At 40.7% G+C, this 17671-nt stretch carries 25 protein-coding genes; 15 read left to right on the forward strand and 10 right to left on the reverse strand.

Annotated elements, in window-relative coordinates:
* Positions 1 to 16 precede the first annotated feature (16 nt).
* The 12 genes from D0T87_RS21085 to D0T87_RS21140 all read left to right on the forward strand — a co-directional run bounded on the left by D0T87_RS21085 (position 17) and on the right by D0T87_RS21140 (position 9734).
* Complete coding sequence (locus tag D0T87_RS21085) at positions 17 to 268, forward strand: DUF4134 domain-containing protein (protein ID WP_239063809.1); 252 nt, start codon at positions 17 to 19, stop codon at positions 266 to 268.
* Positions 269 to 272: 4 nt separating this feature from the next.
* Positions 273 to 605, forward strand: coding sequence for a DUF4133 domain-containing protein (locus D0T87_RS21090; RefSeq protein WP_163177814.1), 333 nt, complete (start codon positions 273 to 275; stop codon positions 603 to 605).
* Positions 602 to 3100, forward strand: a complete 2499-nt coding sequence (locus D0T87_RS21095; protein ID WP_163177816.1) for a TraG family conjugative transposon ATPase — start codon at positions 602 to 604, stop codon at positions 3098 to 3100. Before D0T87_RS21090 ends, D0T87_RS21095 begins: the two co-directional genes overlap by 4 nt.
* A 36-nt stretch (positions 3101 to 3136) precedes the next feature.
* Complete coding sequence (locus D0T87_RS21100; protein WP_163177818.1) at positions 3137 to 3769, forward strand: DUF4141 domain-containing protein; 633 nt, start codon at positions 3137 to 3139, stop codon at positions 3767 to 3769.
* 27 nt (positions 3770 to 3796) lie between these two features.
* Positions 3797 to 4801 carry a conjugative transposon protein TraJ gene (traJ, locus tag D0T87_RS21105; RefSeq protein ID WP_163177820.1) on the forward strand — a complete coding sequence of 335 codons (1005 nt, stop codon included), beginning with the start codon at positions 3797 to 3799 and terminating at the stop codon, positions 4799 to 4801.
* A 15-nt stretch (positions 4802 to 4816) separates the two neighbouring features.
* The gene (traK, locus tag D0T87_RS21110) at positions 4817 to 5440 is read left to right on the forward strand and encodes a conjugative transposon protein TraK (protein WP_163177822.1); all 624 of its coding nucleotides are present in this window, start codon (positions 4817 to 4819) and stop codon (positions 5438 to 5440) included.
* Between the two features lie 18 nt (positions 5441 to 5458).
* Complete coding sequence (locus D0T87_RS21115) at positions 5459 to 5791, forward strand: TraL conjugative transposon family protein (protein ID WP_163177824.1); 333 nt, start codon at positions 5459 to 5461, stop codon at positions 5789 to 5791.
* Positions 5769 to 7106, forward strand: a complete 1338-nt coding sequence (traM, locus tag D0T87_RS21120; RefSeq protein ID WP_163177827.1) for a conjugative transposon protein TraM — start codon at positions 5769 to 5771, stop codon at positions 7104 to 7106. Before D0T87_RS21115 ends, traM begins: the two co-directional genes overlap by 23 nt.
* Before the next feature lie 31 nt (positions 7107 to 7137).
* Positions 7138 to 8106, forward strand: a complete 969-nt coding sequence (gene traN, locus D0T87_RS21125; protein ID WP_163177829.1) for a conjugative transposon protein TraN — start codon at positions 7138 to 7140, stop codon at positions 8104 to 8106.
* A gap of 1 nt (position 8107) precedes the next feature.
* Complete coding sequence (locus D0T87_RS21130; protein ID WP_163177831.1) at positions 8108 to 8692, forward strand: conjugal transfer protein TraO; 585 nt, start codon at positions 8108 to 8110, stop codon at positions 8690 to 8692.
* Positions 8693 to 8704: 12 nt separating this feature from the next.
* Positions 8705 to 9151 carry a DUF3872 domain-containing protein gene (locus D0T87_RS21135; RefSeq protein ID WP_163177833.1) on the forward strand — a complete coding sequence of 149 codons (447 nt, stop codon included), beginning with the start codon at positions 8705 to 8707 and terminating at the stop codon, positions 9149 to 9151.
* A 118-nt stretch (positions 9152 to 9269) separates the two neighbouring features.
* A complete protein-coding gene (locus tag D0T87_RS21140) occupies positions 9270 to 9734 on the forward strand; it encodes a PH domain-containing protein (RefSeq protein ID WP_163177835.1) in 465 nt (154 codons plus the stop codon).
* Positions 9735 to 9791: 57 nt separating this feature from the next.
* Here D0T87_RS21140 and D0T87_RS21145 read toward each other — a convergent pair whose 3' ends face one another.
* The 9 genes from D0T87_RS21145 to D0T87_RS21185 form a co-directional block, all read right to left on the reverse strand.
* On the reverse strand, positions 9792 to 10316 hold the full coding sequence (locus D0T87_RS21145) for a hypothetical protein (RefSeq protein ID WP_163177837.1): 525 nt from the start codon (positions 10314 to 10316) through the stop codon (positions 9792 to 9794).
* Entirely contained in the window at positions 10313 to 10639 is a 327-nt protein-coding gene (locus tag D0T87_RS21150; protein ID WP_163177839.1) for a hypothetical protein, read from the reverse strand. The genes D0T87_RS21145 and D0T87_RS21150 overlap by 4 nt, the downstream gene beginning before the upstream one ends.
* The gene (locus tag D0T87_RS21155; protein ID WP_163177840.1) at positions 10629 to 10901 is read right to left on the reverse strand and encodes a hypothetical protein; all 273 of its coding nucleotides are present in this window, start codon (positions 10899 to 10901) and stop codon (positions 10629 to 10631) included. The genes D0T87_RS21150 and D0T87_RS21155 overlap by 11 nt, the downstream gene beginning before the upstream one ends.
* Positions 10902 to 10903: 2 nt before the next feature.
* Positions 10904 to 11212, reverse strand: a complete 309-nt coding sequence (locus D0T87_RS21160; protein WP_255495876.1) for a DUF4313 domain-containing protein — start codon at positions 11210 to 11212, stop codon at positions 10904 to 10906.
* Between the two features lie 100 nt (positions 11213 to 11312).
* Complete coding sequence (locus D0T87_RS21165) at positions 11313 to 11597, reverse strand: DUF4120 family protein (protein WP_163177845.1); 285 nt, start codon at positions 11595 to 11597, stop codon at positions 11313 to 11315.
* Between the two features lie 64 nt (positions 11598 to 11661).
* Positions 11662 to 12588: a DUF932 domain-containing protein gene (locus D0T87_RS21170; RefSeq protein WP_163177847.1), complete on the reverse strand. Its 927-nt coding sequence runs from the start codon at positions 12586 to 12588 to the stop codon at positions 11662 to 11664.
* Positions 12589 to 12637: 49 nt separating this feature from the next.
* Positions 12638 to 12862, reverse strand: coding sequence for a hypothetical protein (locus tag D0T87_RS21175; protein WP_163177849.1), 225 nt, complete (start codon positions 12860 to 12862; stop codon positions 12638 to 12640).
* Between the two features lie 20 nt (positions 12863 to 12882).
* Entirely contained in the window at positions 12883 to 13188 is a 306-nt protein-coding gene (locus D0T87_RS21180; protein WP_163177851.1) for a hypothetical protein, read from the reverse strand.
* An 11-nt stretch (positions 13189 to 13199) separates the two neighbouring features.
* Positions 13200 to 13691: a hypothetical protein gene (locus D0T87_RS21185; protein WP_163177853.1), complete on the reverse strand. Its 492-nt coding sequence runs from the start codon at positions 13689 to 13691 to the stop codon at positions 13200 to 13202.
* Between the two features lie 309 nt (positions 13692 to 14000).
* Between D0T87_RS21185 and D0T87_RS21190 the strand changes: the two genes are divergently transcribed.
* From D0T87_RS21190 to D0T87_RS21200, 3 genes are all read left to right on the forward strand, one after another.
* Positions 14001 to 14357, forward strand: a complete 357-nt coding sequence (locus tag D0T87_RS21190; protein ID WP_163177855.1) for an iron chaperone — start codon at positions 14001 to 14003, stop codon at positions 14355 to 14357.
* Positions 14358 to 14451: 94 nt separating this feature from the next.
* Positions 14452 to 15204: an NYN domain-containing protein gene (locus tag D0T87_RS21195; RefSeq protein ID WP_163177857.1), complete on the forward strand. Its 753-nt coding sequence runs from the start codon at positions 14452 to 14454 to the stop codon at positions 15202 to 15204.
* A gap of 142 nt (positions 15205 to 15346) precedes the next feature.
* Positions 15347 to 17338, forward strand: coding sequence for a hypothetical protein (locus D0T87_RS21200; RefSeq protein ID WP_163177859.1), 1992 nt, complete (start codon positions 15347 to 15349; stop codon positions 17336 to 17338).
* A gap of 95 nt (positions 17339 to 17433) precedes the next feature.
* Here D0T87_RS21200 and D0T87_RS21205 read toward each other — a convergent pair whose 3' ends face one another.
* Entirely contained in the window at positions 17434 to 17640 is a 207-nt protein-coding gene (locus D0T87_RS21205) for a hypothetical protein (protein ID WP_163177861.1), read from the reverse strand.
* Between the last annotated feature and the right edge of the window lie 31 nt (positions 17641 to 17671).

The raw sequence follows: 17671 nt of genomic DNA on the forward strand, positions 1-17671 counted from the left end.
CAAGAATAGCAATGCGTTGCTTGAGCCGTATGAGGGGAAACTCTCATGTACGGTTCTTAGAGGGGAAAGCCCCAGTAATGGGGCTGACCTACTCGACACCAAATTAATTTACGCCATCGGAGCCGTCGTCGGCCTCATCGGAGGTGTAAAGGTGTATTCCAAGTTCTCATCTGGTGACCCGGATACCTCGAAAACGGCCGCCAGCTGGTTCGGTGCCTGTATCTTCCTCATTGTAGCGGCAACCATTCTTCGTTCATTCTTCCTCTAAACCTATGGCAGAATATTCAATTAACAAAGGGATTGGACGTAGCGCCGAATTTAAGGGGCTCAAAAGCCAGTATCTCTTCATTTTCGCCGGAGGGTTACTCGGTTTGTTTGTCCTCTTCGTGGTGATGTATATGATAGGTATCAGCCAAACCATCTGTCTTCTGTTCGGTATAGCCTCGGCTTCGGTTCTTATCTGGGGGACATTCCATCTGAATGAAAAGTACGGGGAGTATGGTCTACTAAAATTGCAGGCTTCTCTGAACCATCCCCGTTTTATCATCAACCGCAAACAAATCCCTTCATTATTCACCCGTAACATAAAAAGGAGGAAAGAATGAGGAATGTGTTAAAAGCCGCAACGCTGGAAAGTAAGTTTCCCTTGCTCGCTGTGGAGCATGACTGTATCATCTCGAAAGATGCAGATATCACCGTAGCTTACCGGGTAGAACTTCCCGAACTCTTTACAGTTACCTCAGCTGAATACGAAGCTATTCACAGCGCTTGGCTCAAAGCCATCAAAGTATTGCCTAACTATTCTATTGTCCACAAGCAGGATTGGTTTATCGAAGAAAGTTATACACCGGATATTCAGAAAGACGAAATGAGTTTTCTCTCCCGCTCATTTGAACGTCATTTCAATGAGCGTCCTTTTCTGAATCATACATGTTACCTCTTTCTGACGAAAACCACGAAAGAACGTAGTCGCAGCCAAAGTAATTTTAATGCGCTCACGCGCGGGTTTATTATCCCTAAAGAGGTACAGGATAAGGATACGGCGGTGAAGTTCCTTGAAAGTTGCGAGCAATTCGAGCGAATTATCAATGATAGCGGTTTCATTACGATTACCCGTTTAGGTAATGACGAAATCGTAGGAACGGAAAACCAGGCGGGTATTATCGAGAAATACTTTTCACTTAGCCAGGAAGATACCACCTGCCTGCAGGACATGGAACTCTCTCCCGGAGAAATGAAAGTTGGTGATAAATATCTGTGTCTGCATACCCTTTCCGATCCGGAAGATTTGCCGACATCGGTCAAGTCGGATATTCGTTATGAGCGTTTGTCCACTGACCGGAGTGATTGCAGGCTATGTTTTGCAGCGCCAGTTGGAGTGCTACTTACCTGTAATCATGTGTACAATCAGTTCCTGTTCATTGATGACAGTGCGGAGAATCTGAAAAAGTTTGAGAAACAGGCCCGCAATATGCATTCGTTGTCAAGGTATAGCCGTAGTAACCAGATTAACAAGCAGTGGATTGAGGAATACCTGAACGAAGCCCATTCACTGGGACTGACCTCTATTCGTGGCCATTGCAATATCATTGCCTGGTCGGAGGATAAGGAGGAACTAAAGCGGATAAAGAATGATGTCGGAAGTCAACTTGCACTCATGGAGTGCAAGCCACGGCACAACACCGTGGATACGCCAACCTTATTCTGGGCAGGCATCCCCGGAAATGAAGCTGACTTTCCCGCAGAGGAGAGTTTCTATACCTTCATCGAACAGGCATTATGTTTTTTCGTGGAAGAGACGAATTATAAAAGTTCCGTTTCTCCTTTCGGGATCAAGATGGTTGACCGATTGACGGGTAAACCGCTGCATCTGGATATATCTGATTTACCAATGAAGCGAGGTATAATTACAAACAGGAATCGGTTTATCCTTGGGCCAAGCGGAAGCGGAAAATCCTTCTTCACTAACCACATGATGAGGCAGTATTATGAACAAAACACTCATGTCCTCATTGTCGATACAGGTAATTCGTATCAAGGATTATGTAATCTGATTCATGCCAAGACAAATGGTGAAGACGGCATCTACATTACTTACGAGGAAAATAATCCGATAAGCTTCAATCCCTTTTATACCGAAGATGGCTTATTCGACATTGAGAAAAAAGAGTCAATCAAGACACTCATTTTAACGCTTTGGAAACGAGATGATGAGCCTCCCTCGCGGGCTGAAGAAGTCGCTTTGTCTAATGCAGTGAACTTGTATCTGGATAGGATAAGGAATGACAAAACAGTGATTCCCTGTTTCAATACCTTTTACGAGTTTATCGAAGGTGATTACCAGAAGATACTGGAAAACAAAAGGACTCGTGAAAAGGATTTTGATGTACATAATTTCCTGAATGTACTGGAGCCATATTATCATGGAGGTGAATACGATTTCCTGTTAAACTCGGACAAGCAGCTTGACCTGTTGAATAAGCGCTTTATCGTATTCGAATTGGACAATCTGAAGGATAACAAAGTTCTTTTTCCCATTGTCACCATTATCATCATGGAAACATTCATTTCCAAAATGCGCCGCTTGAAAGGTATCCGAAAAGTCATCCTTCTGGAAGAGGCCTGGAAAGCCATCAGTAAGGAGGGTATGGCAGAATACCTAAAGTATTTGTTCAAAACTGTCAGGAAATTTTTCGGTGAGGCAATAGTAGTTACACAGGAAGTGGAAGATATTATTTCTTCTCCCGTGGTGAAAGAAACAATCATAAACAATGCCGATTGCAAAATCCTGTTGGACCAACGGAAGTATATCAATAAATTCGATTCCATACAAACGCTTTTAGGTCTTACTGAAAAAGAACGGGCGCAGATACTGTCCATCAATATGGCGAACAATCCGTCAAGGCGATATAAAGAAGTTTGGATTGGACTTGGGGGCACACAGTCAGCAGTCTATGCCACAGAGGTATCACTCGAAGAGTATTATTGTTACACCACAGAAGAAACCGAAAAACTGGAACTGTTCCGCCTAACTGAAAAGCTCGGAGGTAACATAGAACTAGCTATCAAACAACTGGCCGAAAGTAAGCGGTCGGAGTAATCAAACGAATTTATTAATCATTAAAATGTAAACAGTATGAAAAGTAAGATTTTCATGTTGTGCCTGGGAGCTATTTTCTGTATCAATCAGAAATCTCATGCACAATGGGTCGTAACAGACCCTGGTAATTTAGCACAGGGTATTATCAATGCCACCAAGAACATTGTACAAACCTCTACAACGGCCTCGAATATGGTCAAGAATTTTCAGGAAACTGTCAAAATTTACAACCAAGGGAAGGAATACTATGACGCGTTGAAAAAAGTAAAAGGACTGGTGCGTGATGCCCGTAAAGTACAGCAGACCATCCTGATGATGGGGGATATTACAGATATCTACGTAAACAGTTTCCAGAAAATGTTATCAGACCCTTATTTCTCTGCGGATGAACTAAGTGCCATCGCTGTCGGATATACCATTCTTCTGGAAGAATCCTCTTTTATAATCACTGATCTGAAATCCATTGTGAATGATTCCGGTCTTTCCATGACCGACAAGGAGAGGATGGACATCATTAGCCTTTGCTACGACAAAGTTTATGAGTACCGTGGATTGGTGCAATATTACACCAACAAGAATATTGGCGTATCCTACCTACGCGCTAAGAAGAAGCAGAATCAGGACAGAATATTGGCATTGTACGGAAACCCCAGTGAACGTTACTGGTAATCATCATTTAAAAATCATAGATAACGTATGACATTACTAGTAATAGATTTTCAGAACCTGCACCAAATCCTGCAAAACCTGTATGTGGAGATGATGCCGTTGTGCAGCAACATGACGGGAGTGGCAAAGGGCATAGCGGGGCTTGGTGCTCTGTTTTATGTCGCTTACCGTGTCTGGCAACAACTCTCACGGGCTGAACCCATTGATGTGTTTCCTCTTTTGAGACCATTTGTAGTTGGTTTCTGTATCATGTTTTTCCCAACCGTAGTACTTGGAACGATCAACAGCGTTATGTCTCCCATAGTAAAGGGAGCCAATAATATGGTTCAATCCCAGACGCTGGATATGGATGAGCATCGTAAGCTACGGGATAAGTTGGAAATTGAGGCTTACAAGCGGAATCCGGAAAAGGCTTATTTGGTAGATAAGGAAGAGTTTGATAAGAAACTGGAAAAGCTGGGTGCATTCGATGCTCTGGATAAATGCGGAATGTATTTGGACCGTGCGGCATTCAATGCCAAAAAAGCCATTCAAGAATGGTTTCAGGAACTGCTGGAACTTTTGTTTCAAGCTGCCTCATTGGTTATTGATACGATACGTACCTTTTTCCTGATCGTGCTTGCCATTCTCGGCCCCATAGCCTTCGCGATTTCGGTCTGGGACGGTTTCCAGGCCAGCCTGACACAGTGGATTACAAGATATCTCAGTGTTTACCTGTGGCTTCCCGTTTCAGATTTGTTTAGCAGCGTCCTTGCCAAGATTCAGGTATTGATGCTCAAGCAGGATATAGAGATGTTGTCTGACCAGAGCTATATCCCCGATGGTTCGAATCCGGTCTATATCATCTTTATGCTGATCGGTATCGTAGGCTATTTTACCATCCCGACAGTTGCGAATTGGATTGTTGCTGCAGGGGGAATGGGTAACTACGGAAAGAATGTAAACCAAGCTTCCACCAAAGCCGGCTCTGTTGCAGCAGGTGCTGCGGGATCTGCCATGGGTAATATCGCTGGTCGCCTTTTGAAACGATAAATTAAATGTATAACAATGGAATTCAAATCATTAAAAAATATCGAGTCAAGTTTTAAGCAACTTAGGTTATTCAGCATCATTTTTCTTTGCCTGTGTGCGACGATGATGGGTTACTCCGTCTGGAAAGCATATAATTTCGCCGAAGCACAACGGCAAAAGATCTACATACTGGATGAAGGCAAATCCCTGATGTTGGCTTTATCCCAGGATTTAAGCCAGAACCGTCCGGTAGAGGCTAAAGAGCATATTAAAAGGTTCCATGAACTCTTTTACACCTTATCCCCGGATAAGAGTGCCATTGAAGGGAATATCAAAAGGGCTTTGTTCCTTTCTGACCGTACCGCTTTCAATCATTACCGTGACTTGTCGGAAAAAGGATATTATAACAGGATCATTTCCGGTAATATCAATCAGCGCATAGAGATTGACAGCGTGACATGCAACTTTGATGTGTATCCTTATGATGTCATGACCTACGGAAGGCAATACATCATCCGGGAGAAGAATATCACCGAGCGGAGTCTTATCACAGTTTCAAAGCTGCAAAATTCCGTCCGCAGCGATAATAACCCTCACGGATTTATTCTGGAAGGATTTACTGTATTGGAAAATAGGGATATCAGAGTACTTGATCGGTAAAACAAATAACAAATAATCATGAGAAATTTAATAAGGAAAACTAAAGATTGGATCGAAGACAGGCTTAGGCGCATTTGTGCGCCAATGAGTCCTGACACACGCATTCTGGTAATTGTGATATTGGTGGCTGTCTTTGCCATTACGAATTTCTATGTTGTATTCCGGGCGATCTATAACATCGGCCGGGAGGATAATAAATGGGAACTGATTGATTCTGAAATCAGAGTACCAGAAATTGAGATGGGGCATGATGAAACCGATGAAGAACCGGAAGAACTTCAAAGAGAGATGGAAAAGTTTTTTTACGAACATTTTAATTCAGAACAAAATGACACAACAGCAAATGAATAATACCGCGCAAAAGCAGAAACTAAAAAAATATCTGGTCTTTGTAGTTATGTTTCTAGCTTTCGGAGGTTGTATATGGTTGATTTTCGCACCTTCTCAAAAAGATAAAGAATCCCAGGAACAGAGCGCCGGCTTTAATGCCGACATTCCCGACCCCAAAGACGCAGGAATGATTGATGACAAGAAAACCGCATATGAACAGGAACAATTGCGGCAAAAGCAGGAAGAAAAGATGCGTTCGCTCCAGGACTATTCGTTTATGTTGGATTCACCGGATAAAAATCAGGATGATCATCAGGGGCAGGTAACAATAAATCCTATACATACGGAACCGGAGAAATCTTATACCGGTCAGTCCTATGGCTCGGGTAGTTATACAGGTTATTCCAATCGTAAGGGAAATTCGTTCGAATCTTCTAATGCGGCTTATATGGACATTAACCGAACGCTCGGGAGTTTTTATGAAGACCCCAAAGAGGACTCCGAAGTAGAACTATTGAGAGAGGAACTTGAACTGTTGAAAATAGCTATGGCAGAACAGCAAGAGGTTTCAACATCTGTTGATGACCAACTGGCTCTTTTGGAGAAGTCTTACGAACTGGCGGCAAAGTATATGCCCGGCAACCAGGGGGAAACAGGAACGACCCAAAAAAGTGATGTAGAGAATAGCGCATCCGGAAAGAAAACAGAAGTTGTCCCGGTTTCACAGGTGAAGAAGCAGGTAGTGTCCTTACTTCAGCAACCCATGAGTGATCTGGAGTTTGTAAGGCAGTTCAGCCAGCCAAGGAATATGGAATTCAATACTGTGGGTGCGGAAGAAGTATCCGGTGAGAAAAACACCATAAATGCGGTAGTGCATGATGACCAGACCTTGATAAATGGGCAAAGTGTAAAATTGAGAATGACCGAAGCGATGCGAGCGGGAAGATATATTATTCCTAAAAATACGATTCTTACTGGGACCAGTAAGATTTCAGGAGAAAGACTGGAGATACTTATTTCTTCTATTGAATACGAAGGGAATATCATTCCGGTCAGTTTACAGGCGTATGATTCGGACGGGCAACATGGTATCTATATTCCCGGCTCAATGGAAATGAATGCCATAAAGGAAATCGCTGGTAATATGGGTCAAAATATGGGTAGTTCCATCACCATTACACAGCAAGGCCAAAGCGCGGGCGAACAACTCCTCACAGACCTCGGCCGGGGGGCTATCCAAGGTACATCACAGTACATTTCAAAAAAAGCACGGGAGATAAAAGTAATGCTGAAGGCAGGTTACCGGATATTCCTTCTCCCAAGTGACAATAAATAATCATCAATTAATCATTTAATATATTTCAGACATGAAAAAGTCAATTATTCTTTTTGTTATGGCAATTATGGTGCTTACGGTTTATGCCCAAAGCTCCGATGTGGAAGTAACCGCTGATGAGATTCAGGAAGCGATGTTACCTAAACCTTCTTTTGGAGATTACTTCGAGGGTTATACGAAGAAGATAACCTATGACCGAATGATTCCTCCTTATGGGCTGGAGGTAACTTTTGAGAAGACTGTGCATATTATATTTCCCTCGGAAATCTCGTATGTCGATCTGGGTTCAAGCAATATTCTCGCTAGGAAAGCAACCGGTTCGGAGAATGTAATCCGTGTAAAAGCGGCAGTCCGGGGTTTTGAAACTGAAACGAATATGGCAGTTATTACCTGTGATGGTAGCTTTTATACTTTTAATATAAAATATGTGGATGAGCCTCAGAAGTTGAATGTGGAGATGCGCGATTTTATGCACGATGGTGAGGCGGTAAACCGCCCGAACAATGCACTTGAAATCTACCTGAAGGAACTCGGTAACGAATCTCCGAAGCTGGTTAACCTGATAAACCACTCCATTTACAAGAATAATAAAAGGCATGTAAAGCATATCGGCTCCAAACGGTTCGGCATTCAGTATCTGTTAAAGGGAGTTTACACCCATAACGGATTACTGTATTTACATACCCAGGTGAAGAATGACTCTAATGTACCTTTTGATATTGATTTTATCCGCATGAAAATCGTAGATAAGAAAGTTGCCAAGCGTACAGCTATTCAGGAAACGGTTATTTATCCCATCCGTGCATACAATTATCTAACAATGGTAAGAGGTAATAAAACCGAGCGAAGTGTATTTGTGATAGATAAGATAACGATTCCTGATGGAAAACAAATGGTTATTGAACTTTTCGAAAAGAATGGAGGAAGACACCAGCAATTTATTGTAGAGAACTCCGATTTAACACGTGCCCGTGTAATCAATGAATTAAAAGTGAAGTAAAATGAACAGGATAAAAAAGTATCTTTTAGTCATGGCTGTTTCCATTATATATATTGGAACGGCAAGCGCACAACGGTATCTTCCCGGACAGCGAGGATTGGAATTTACCGGAGGTTTTGTAAATGGGTTCAAGATTTCCAAAGAGGACGGCCAAGCCTTCTATGGGAATGTCAGCATGAGTACCTATACAAAAAAAGGGAACCGCTGGGTGTTTGGAACTGAATATATGCAAAAACAATTTGAGTATCGGGATGTGTACCTTCCGGTGGCGCAGATAACAGTCGAAGGCGGGCATTACTTCAAGTTTCTCTCCGATGGAAGTAAGACGTTGTTTTTCTCTATTGGGGGCAGCGCCATTACTGGATATGAAACGTTGAACTGGGGCAAACGCTTGCTCTATGATGGCGCGATGCTGGAAGATAAGGATAGCTTTATTTATGGTGGAGCTATTTCCTTTGAGATAGAGACATACCTGTCGGATAGGTTTGTATTTCTGGTTCGCGCCCGTGAGAGAATCATATTCGGCTCTGCGATTAATCGCTTCCATTTTCAGGTAGGTGCCGGTATCAAAGTAATAATCAATTAAAAATACGTAACAATGAGAAAATTTTTGGGATATACTTTATGCACGCTATCACTTCTGGTGATAGCATGTGCCTGTAGCGATAATCTGGACATTAAGCGTGATTATGAATTCGAGGTTCATCACCTCCCTGTTCAGAACAAAATCAAAAAAGGAGAAACCGCAGAGATAAGGCTTCAACTTCTAAGAGAAGGGCGTTGGGATGACGAGAAATACCACATGAGGTACTTCCAACCACAAGGGAAAGGTGAACTCCGAACCGAAGACGGGATGGTTTTTCTACCCAATGATCTGTATGAGATACCTAAAGAAACATTTCGCTTGTACTACACTTCCAAATCCGAGGATCAGCAAGTCATTGATTTGTATTTCTTATCGGATAGTGGGCAGATGGTAACGCTCTCTTTCAGTTTCAACAATGAAAATGATAATGGGGAAGAAATCGAAGAAGCTAAAGAGTAAATGTCATCGAAAGTTGTAAGACGACCATTGCTTTGAGCTATCAGCATCAATGGGAATGCCCGCAAGCGGGTGTTTCCATTGTATTTACCTCTCAATATTTAAAACCATAAAGAATAATATGAAATTTCTCACCTCATATCTGCAACCGGGAGAAACTGTTATGTACCGGGCAAGAATACATTTGTTTATTTTTGCACAGCCTCTCATTATCCTTATTTTAGGATATTATTTCTGGCACTCATCCGCCGGATTGAACCACTATCTTGGATTAACGTTGTTGTTCCTCGGACTAGTATCTTTAATTCAAAGGCTTTGTATAAAACTGGGTTCTATATTTGCCGTCACAAATTTAAGGCTGATATTTAAGACCGGAATCATTGGACGTAAAACCCGTGACCTGATATTGCTTAAAATAGAAGGCTTATGGATTACCCAATCCATAATAGGGCGCATCTGCAACTATGGCACTATTGTTGTTTCTACCGGCGGAGTAACAAATACCTATACGTATGTTGCCAGTCCCATGAGATTCAAAAGGGAAGTGGACATCTGCATTGAGGGTAGATATAACAGAGAAGCTTAAGCAGAAATAGTTATTTCAATGGAAGATGAGATGGACCATTAAGGAATCGACTAATAATTACTGTTTAATGGAAAGGTGTTCCTCCACTGCATGTTGAATATTCTGGTAAAGTAGATTATAATTATCTTCTTTCTTTTTCAGCTTCTCCCGGTATTTAATCAGTTCTTCGTCGATGTTCTCATCAAAGAATAGGTTATTTTGTCTTTGCCAAATGAGGTATTCCTGCTCCCGCTTTTTGGCAATGGTAATTTGCGCTTTGGATGCGGCCAGTTTTGAAAGACAGGAATTAAAATCAGTTTTTAGTCCGGTTCTTTTGTCATAATAAGAATGGTAAAGTTGAACCGTTTCCCGTGGATGTAAGCATTGGCATCGTGCCTGCCGCCAACGGACTACCCAACGATATTTTTCGTATAAATCTCGTGGTAGGTCATACTGATAAAGGACTACCCGCCGGTAGTCCTTTGACTGATATTCGATAGATAGAATTACCCACTTCTCAATACCGAGTTCCTTTTCTGCTCTTGCCAAGGCTTTGGCGTCTTCCAACCAACCACTGATATCTTCTTGCCTATGTTTTTTCATGCCGGTATCTTTTTGTATTTAGCTTTTGTAGAAGGATTATATTCAATAAGGGATTGAACAAGTGTGAAGAAGCCTGAGATATCGAATCGTTCATCCGATAATCCGTTCTTCCATTTGTCAAATCTCGTACAGACAAGGGCTTCATAGATGATCTTCTCCTTTTTTCCCTTCTCCCATTTGCCTTTGATTATCTTAATGTAGATTCCATTGGTATGACCGCTCCAATCAAACCATGCAGTAAAATACCCCCGTGAATTGAGGGTATAGAGTTTCTCTAGCAATTGGTAGATTAACCTTAAATCATTTGTTTTATTATGTTGCATAATCTGCTTCTTTTAACTGATTACGATTTTGTAGATCAGTCTGTTCCTCCTTATTCATTAGAATAAACGTACATTCGATTTGACTGTCGCCAGTATCTTCAACACCTACGAGTGAAGCCAATTTGTTATCACGGATGAATGTATTAGCTTCCTGTATTTCCTCATCACTATAACCATCACCGCCATCGGCATTGAACAAGCTGATGAACAGGAATGCCTTCCAACGAGGGAATGTATATTTCTTTGTTCTTATCTTTTTCATGATTATTCTGAATCTTGAAGTTCTTCGTTTATCCGTTTGTATTCCCAATATTGTTCTCCTTCATAAAAGTTAAATTCGGGATAGGTGCAGAATCCTGACGTTCCGGTTTTTCCGGTACGTTTCCCAAAATAGTTCACTTCCAGCCAGTCCAAGATATCTTCCTCGTTGTTGTTCGTATCAATGAACTGGCATCCTGCACTGCGTGTACACTCTGGCAGATTAACTGTCACATCTGTATATTCTTCCAAGGAATTATCCTCAAAATGCAGTAATAGAAAAGCAATAGGTGATCCTAATCCACATTCATACATGCTGATATATGGGAAAACTCATTCTTCCTTATAGCGGAGCAGCCTAAACTCTCTACCTTGAATTGTAACTGTTTTAGTTTCCATAATTCTAGTATTTTGATTATGTATGAATCTGCCAACCTTTCGTATGATCGAATGTAACTGCAAAAGATTCATCTGGTGTACCATGATAGAGTACGCCACCATTCATCACCCGTCTGCCCGTATTATCGTTTATCACAAAATAGAATGATAAGGGAGAGAAGTCATAGCAAAGTGTCACTTCCCAGTCCTGGTTCTCTTCCCATTGCTTGAGCCTGTCCAAACAATTTTGCAATGTTTTGTCATTCGTCTTTTCGGCATAAGCCATTGCTTCATTATACCTTTCTTCGCATTTAATTATCATGATGTTTTTATTTGAATTATTATAAAAGAAAAGAGAGCCTTTCGGCTCTCTCCATTTTTGGTTATTAGGATACTAATACTGCATCCACATCTATAATCTCTTTATCTTTAAACTGGCAGAAATCATCAAGCGTTGATACAAATGCAACATTTTGATGTACCAGAGATGGGATTGAAGTCTTTTCCGGCTTATAATATTCTGTAGCTATATTATACATATCCCATGCCGAAATGGTATCACATCCTTTCATCTTTTTAAGCACATCTTCTGTAAACGCTGAAATCTGTGATTGATTGAGTGGATAGTTTTCTACTCGTGCCGAAAGTGCTTCATCTGAACTATCATGGGCTACACGCAATGCTGTAAGCAAACCGATATAGGTATATACTTCCTGCTGATTAATGCTCGTGTTTTTCAAACGTTTTATCCGCTCACGGTCTTCGGTCATCTGTGTTTCGAATTGGCTTAACCACTCATCTACCGTACCAAATAACTGTTCCGTACTAACCTTATTTTTCCCATAATTCGAGACTATACGTTCGGCACTCAGGATACATTGATTATGGCAGGCCTTTACACATGGGCCGATTGCCGCCTGGATACCGTCCTGATGATAAGTTAACACAATGGTAGTCGTAAGCTCGTCAGTTTCATAATCATTGATTCGGATAGTAGTAAATATCCTTCTGAGAATATGAGCCATTACTGATTTTTCACCATGAGCAATTTCTTCTCTCTTCAAGACGGTAACTCCCGGAAGATGCTTACTGTTGTTATGCGCCGCAAATATTTCTTCGACATCAAAATTAAGGTTGTACTTATTACAGATGCTAATTATATTTTCAATGGCTTGAAAATGATAGAGTCCGCGAAGAGGATTACCTTCATAATCATCTTCCATGTGAGTACGTTTCAATGTTGACAGATCCATGATCTCTACTTTGTTTGTTTGGAAATCGAATGTTTCCTTTTTTGTCATTAACTCGTTCATAATTGTAGTTTTTAAGATTGATAAAAAATGAATTGCATATATTTGAGATTTAAAATTTTCCTTTCTTTATTTGCTTTACAGCTACAATTTTCTTTTCCGGATGGGTGTCGAAATTCCAATCGACATCTTCGTCATTAAGTGTAGTATGGATATTTCCACCCATTACCAATCCGCAATCCTGTTCAATGTTTTTACGTGCTTCTTCGCAGTTTTCTGCGTTCACTCTGAATACTCCTTCAAAGATGAACTTTGTTTTTATTTCATACTGTTTCATACTGTTTGATGTATTTGGGGTTAGTGACTTATTATATTGGCTTTGCGCCGGTCTTTGCATACTAATGTTACAAATGGAAGTTCAATAATCTTATGTTCGAAGCACATATTGGAACCATAACTGGTCCGTTGCCATAAGCTGAATGTATAGTCTCCGAATGACCATAGGAAATAAGCGGATAATCCGCCTGACTGGTCTCTCTGTAATAATTTCCTGTTTAATTCCACGATATTATCCGATAAAATGATCAGATTCACGATATCCGCGAATGCATTAACCGCACTTTGGCTTGTATGATAAACAGGACCTAAAAATTCTATTTGCATGGCTGTAATTATTAATCATAGTTATCATTAAAGACTTCAACCGGATATCGTTCTGAATCAAAGAAATTACTGGTAATACTTTGGTAAACAAAAGCATCATCAGGTATATCCATTGCTTCGCTTTCAAATTCAGGATAGGATGTATGATTATCCTGATAATGTGCAACAAGAAAATGCGGGTCATCTGTAGCTATATTATGGCTGTGGTAGTTACACCATGCCACAAAATGTTCTACGTCCGATTCATCCAGCCTTTCCAGAGCATCCCTTATTTCAAAGAAATTCGGGCAGAACCATTCTTTGTTTATCAGGCTATCCGGAATATTCTCCCATACCGGATACCGGAATACAGGATTATTCTCATCGGGAAAATAAGAATAACAAGCGTTATAGAATTCCCCCGTATCCCCATAATCTGACAACCGAAACCAATCGCCCATATGGGTGTCATCATCTATTTCTTTTTGAGTAGTTACCACTACTTCTGCATCGGATAAGTTCATAATTTCATCTTATTTATTTTTTAATTATTAAGAATGTGGAAGCCGTAGATTTCAGTCCACAGGCTTTAAAGGTGCGTGTTTAGACGGTGCAAGGTTTTTCAGAAAAATACCGGAGCAAAGCGAGGATGATTTTTTTGAAAACCGCTTTAGCGGCCCCAACCTTGCACCGGCGTTAAAAACACGAAACCACCTTTGCCTGTGGGACTGAAATTTACGGTCTTTTACATCCGGCCCCCGATCTATATTTCAGGTAATCAGATTATTCCTTATCTTTGGAAAAAGAATAGAAACGTGAAAATGGAATAAGTTATGAGCGAACAGCCGGATAAAATAATAACTATTGATCAGTACATTGCCGGATTTCCGCAAGAACAACAGGAGATTATGCAGCAGGTACGGCGTACAATACTTAATGTAGCGCCTCAAGCCGTAGAAACGATCAGTTGGGGAATGCCAACGTTTAAGATGAAGAAAATCCTTGTACAGTTTGCAGGTCATACCCGTCATATCGGGTTTTATCCGTGGCCGGAAACGATTGAGGCTTTTGCAGATCGGCTGTCTGATTATAAGACGAGTAAAGGAGGGATTCAATTTCCGTATGATAAGCCGGTTCCTTTTGAATTGATTGCGGAGATGGTACGGTTTCGGTTGAATGTGCTTGGGTAATCGCTTTCGTTGTGGATTTGAACCTTACTTCCGACAATCAAAAATTTATTCATACTATGGGTTAACGAAAAAAAGTCGCTTAATTAAAGAACTGATGAAGAAAGATAAAAACACGAAAGAAAATTCAGCCCTTCCTTCCCAGAGAGTGGCCGTGTTGATTGACGGAGATAATGCATCTTCCGCTAAATTGCAAGACGTTACAGAACTGGCCGGACGCTATGGAGAGGTAATCATTAGAAGAATTTATGGCGACTGGAGTAAAACGAGTTTATCTTCTTGGAAAGAACCCGCAAGGGAATTCTCCTATCGTTTGGTAGAAGCGTTACCCTATGTGAAAGGGAAAAATACAACCGATATAACGCTTGTTATCGAAGCAATGGATTTATTGAATTCAGGTGATATAGATGCGTTCTGCATCGTTTCCAGCGATAGTGATTATGCTCCATTGGCTATACGTATCCGGGAGGAGGGATTAATTGTAATAGGATATGGAGAAAGTAAAACTCCTGCTGCTTTTGTCAATTCATGTAAAAGGTTCGTATTTTCAGATCAGATAGTACAGACAAATATCAAACCAGAGAAGGGGGAAACCCCTGATACTTTACTTAAAAAAGAAGCCGATCTGTTTGATAAGGCATACGAATTGGCTATTGATGGTAAAGAGGAAGTAACACTTTCACAGATAGGCATGGCTATGAAAAAGATTAAGCCGAAATTTAAGCCAAGGCGTTATGCCTGCAAAACATTAGGTGCGATCTATGAAAAACTGGATGGATACGATGTTGTACAAACGGGGGTGAAAGGTATATACAATGTTGTCCGGAAAAAAGTGGTAGACTCACAATAATAAAAATCATTCCGAGACTCTATCATAAAACTTTATTTGTTCATGCAAGCTTTCTAATCAACAATTCAGGGTTGTAAATGATAGTTTTATTCTTAAATTTGAAACAATATAAAATCAGATCTCCCTACATGAGATGCATACCATGAAAAAGACTATCCTCACCCTTTGCACCCTGATAGCCACCATAACCCTATCCGGGCAATCCCCATATTCTCTCCGGATGACTTTCTACGGTGGCAATCTCTCCGTATCTCCTTCCGAAGAAATTTGGGTAACCACCAAATCCGGCTACTTGCTGCATGCGGAAAGTCTTGATTCTTTATGGCATTTCGGATCTTTTGGAAATAAAGTAGATTACCCATACGGCGGCAAAGGCACTTTCGAGCGCGTCACACCTTTCAATAACGATACCCTGATGATATCCGGATTTATCCATGGTGACCCTTCCGAAACCGACTTTGTCTGGTGGACAGGCAACAAAGGCAGAACCTGGGAGAAAATAAAATTTGGAACTTCAAGCTGGGCAGACGCTTTCTACCACCTGCCCAACGGAAAAGCATGGATGAGCGGTTCGTCTCAACTCATTTATTACACAGAAGACTTCGGGAGAACATGGCAGCCATTCGACAAAATAGAGAAAGAAGGAAACCTGCGCTTTATGACAATCTGCTTTGACAAGGACGAAACGACCGGACTCTTTGGCTCTACATGGAATGTTATCTACAAAACAACGGATAACTGCCGGACATGGGAGAAATTACCCACGCCCTATTCGCAGGATAAATATAAATGGAAATATGAAGGACATTCAAATATCCGCCCCGAGATTGATAAATTAAGAATAATAGGTAATTATTATATTGTAAGTCAGCATCAACGGATATTCGTCACCCGGAAAGACTCAATTGACTGGGAACAACTACCTTCTGTAATAGATTTTGAAGTGACAGTTAATGGAAAAATCTACCTCTTGCACAAAGATGATACCGTGGAATTGCTTGATTCCAGTCTCACCTCCTTATGGAAATCAACTGAAAGTTTGCCGGAAGGCATTTCATCCATCACCACCCAAAACGAAACACTTTTTTTTCTTACCCGCCACTCTGTAGGAAAAATAAATCCCAAAACTTACCTTGTAAAAGAAGCATTTACAGATGAATTGCCTATTGTCGAACCTTTCCTAAAAGCTATTTTCAGGGGACAACAATATGGATTTGCTGATAGGGATATTCTGGAATATGATAAATCTACAAGCAAATGGAAGCGATCCTTTTCAGCCGATTTCGCCATTGGCAATGCTACTGTTTACAAAGGCACTATAATTGTAACCAACGATGATTTAACGAAACACTTCACTCTTGATGTTGAAAAAAAGCAATTACAGCCCTTCATTCTCCCCGATAAGTTGTTTGCTACAGATGCTCCTATAAAAGAATTTCGCATAGAGCTGGGCAGCGACGGTTGTTTTCATCACGAATCTTCGGGAAGAACCTACGTTAGAAAAGGAACTGTTTTCAAATCCGACCCCAAAAAAGATACGACAGGCGACAAAAATGAAATGCCGGTCAGCATTGATGTCGGTCTGGTGGAACATTTGGTGCATGCCCTCGACCGTCTGAAGTATCACCGTCTGTCACTTGCCGATCTTGAAATATCAGCGGAGGATATTCTTAACTATCAGAAGTTTATTGACGAAGAATCACTTTCTACAGAAGAGAAATCACCCTATTTCCTATCAGAAGAAGTTGCACTCTATACGTTTGATGAGAATACGGATTTCAGTATCTACAAAGACATTGTACCCTTGCTTGATAAAGTTACGGACGATATTATGGAAGATGTTTTTAATCCTATGACTGAATTTTGGAGCACTACTACGGATTGGTGTAAAATTAGTATTTGGCTGGGTAATGACACTTTTCTGGAAATAACAAATAGTGATTATAAACCTAATTATTACTATTCTCCCTGGGTAATAAAATACAATGGGTTGGTTTTTAAAGTGAATTCTTTTGAAGTTGGGAAAATAATTAATGAATTGACAAATGGCTGCTTCCTGAGCAAAAGGTACAGAGATAAGAAGTATCCACTGTTTCAGATTGGGAATTATTTCTTTAGGGTAGAGAATGAATAAAACACCATCTCATGCTTAAGGTTTTTACTTGATAGTATTTACAGTAAGCTGCCTGAGAAATGTCTTTTTCAGGCAGCTTTTAAAAAGCCATCCACTTATCTGGTATGACAGTTGGGGCAGCAGTAATAGCATCCGTCTACATTGGAATAGTATTCCTTTGCCTTTTTTACTGCATCTGCACAATTGTAGAAATATCCCAGGGCAATCAGGTTGTGAGAAGCTGGTAGATATTTACAATTGCTTTTGTGCACTTCGTGCTCACCGGTAGATTGAGCGTTTCTATTTACATAATAATAATCCATATTGTTATAGGTTTTAAATGATCAATCCATT

The sequence above is a fragment of the Bacteroides sp. 51 genome, assembly GCF_010500965.1.
In the GTDB taxonomy this organism is placed as follows: Bacteria; Bacteroidota; Bacteroidia; order Bacteroidales; family Bacteroidaceae; genus Bacteroides.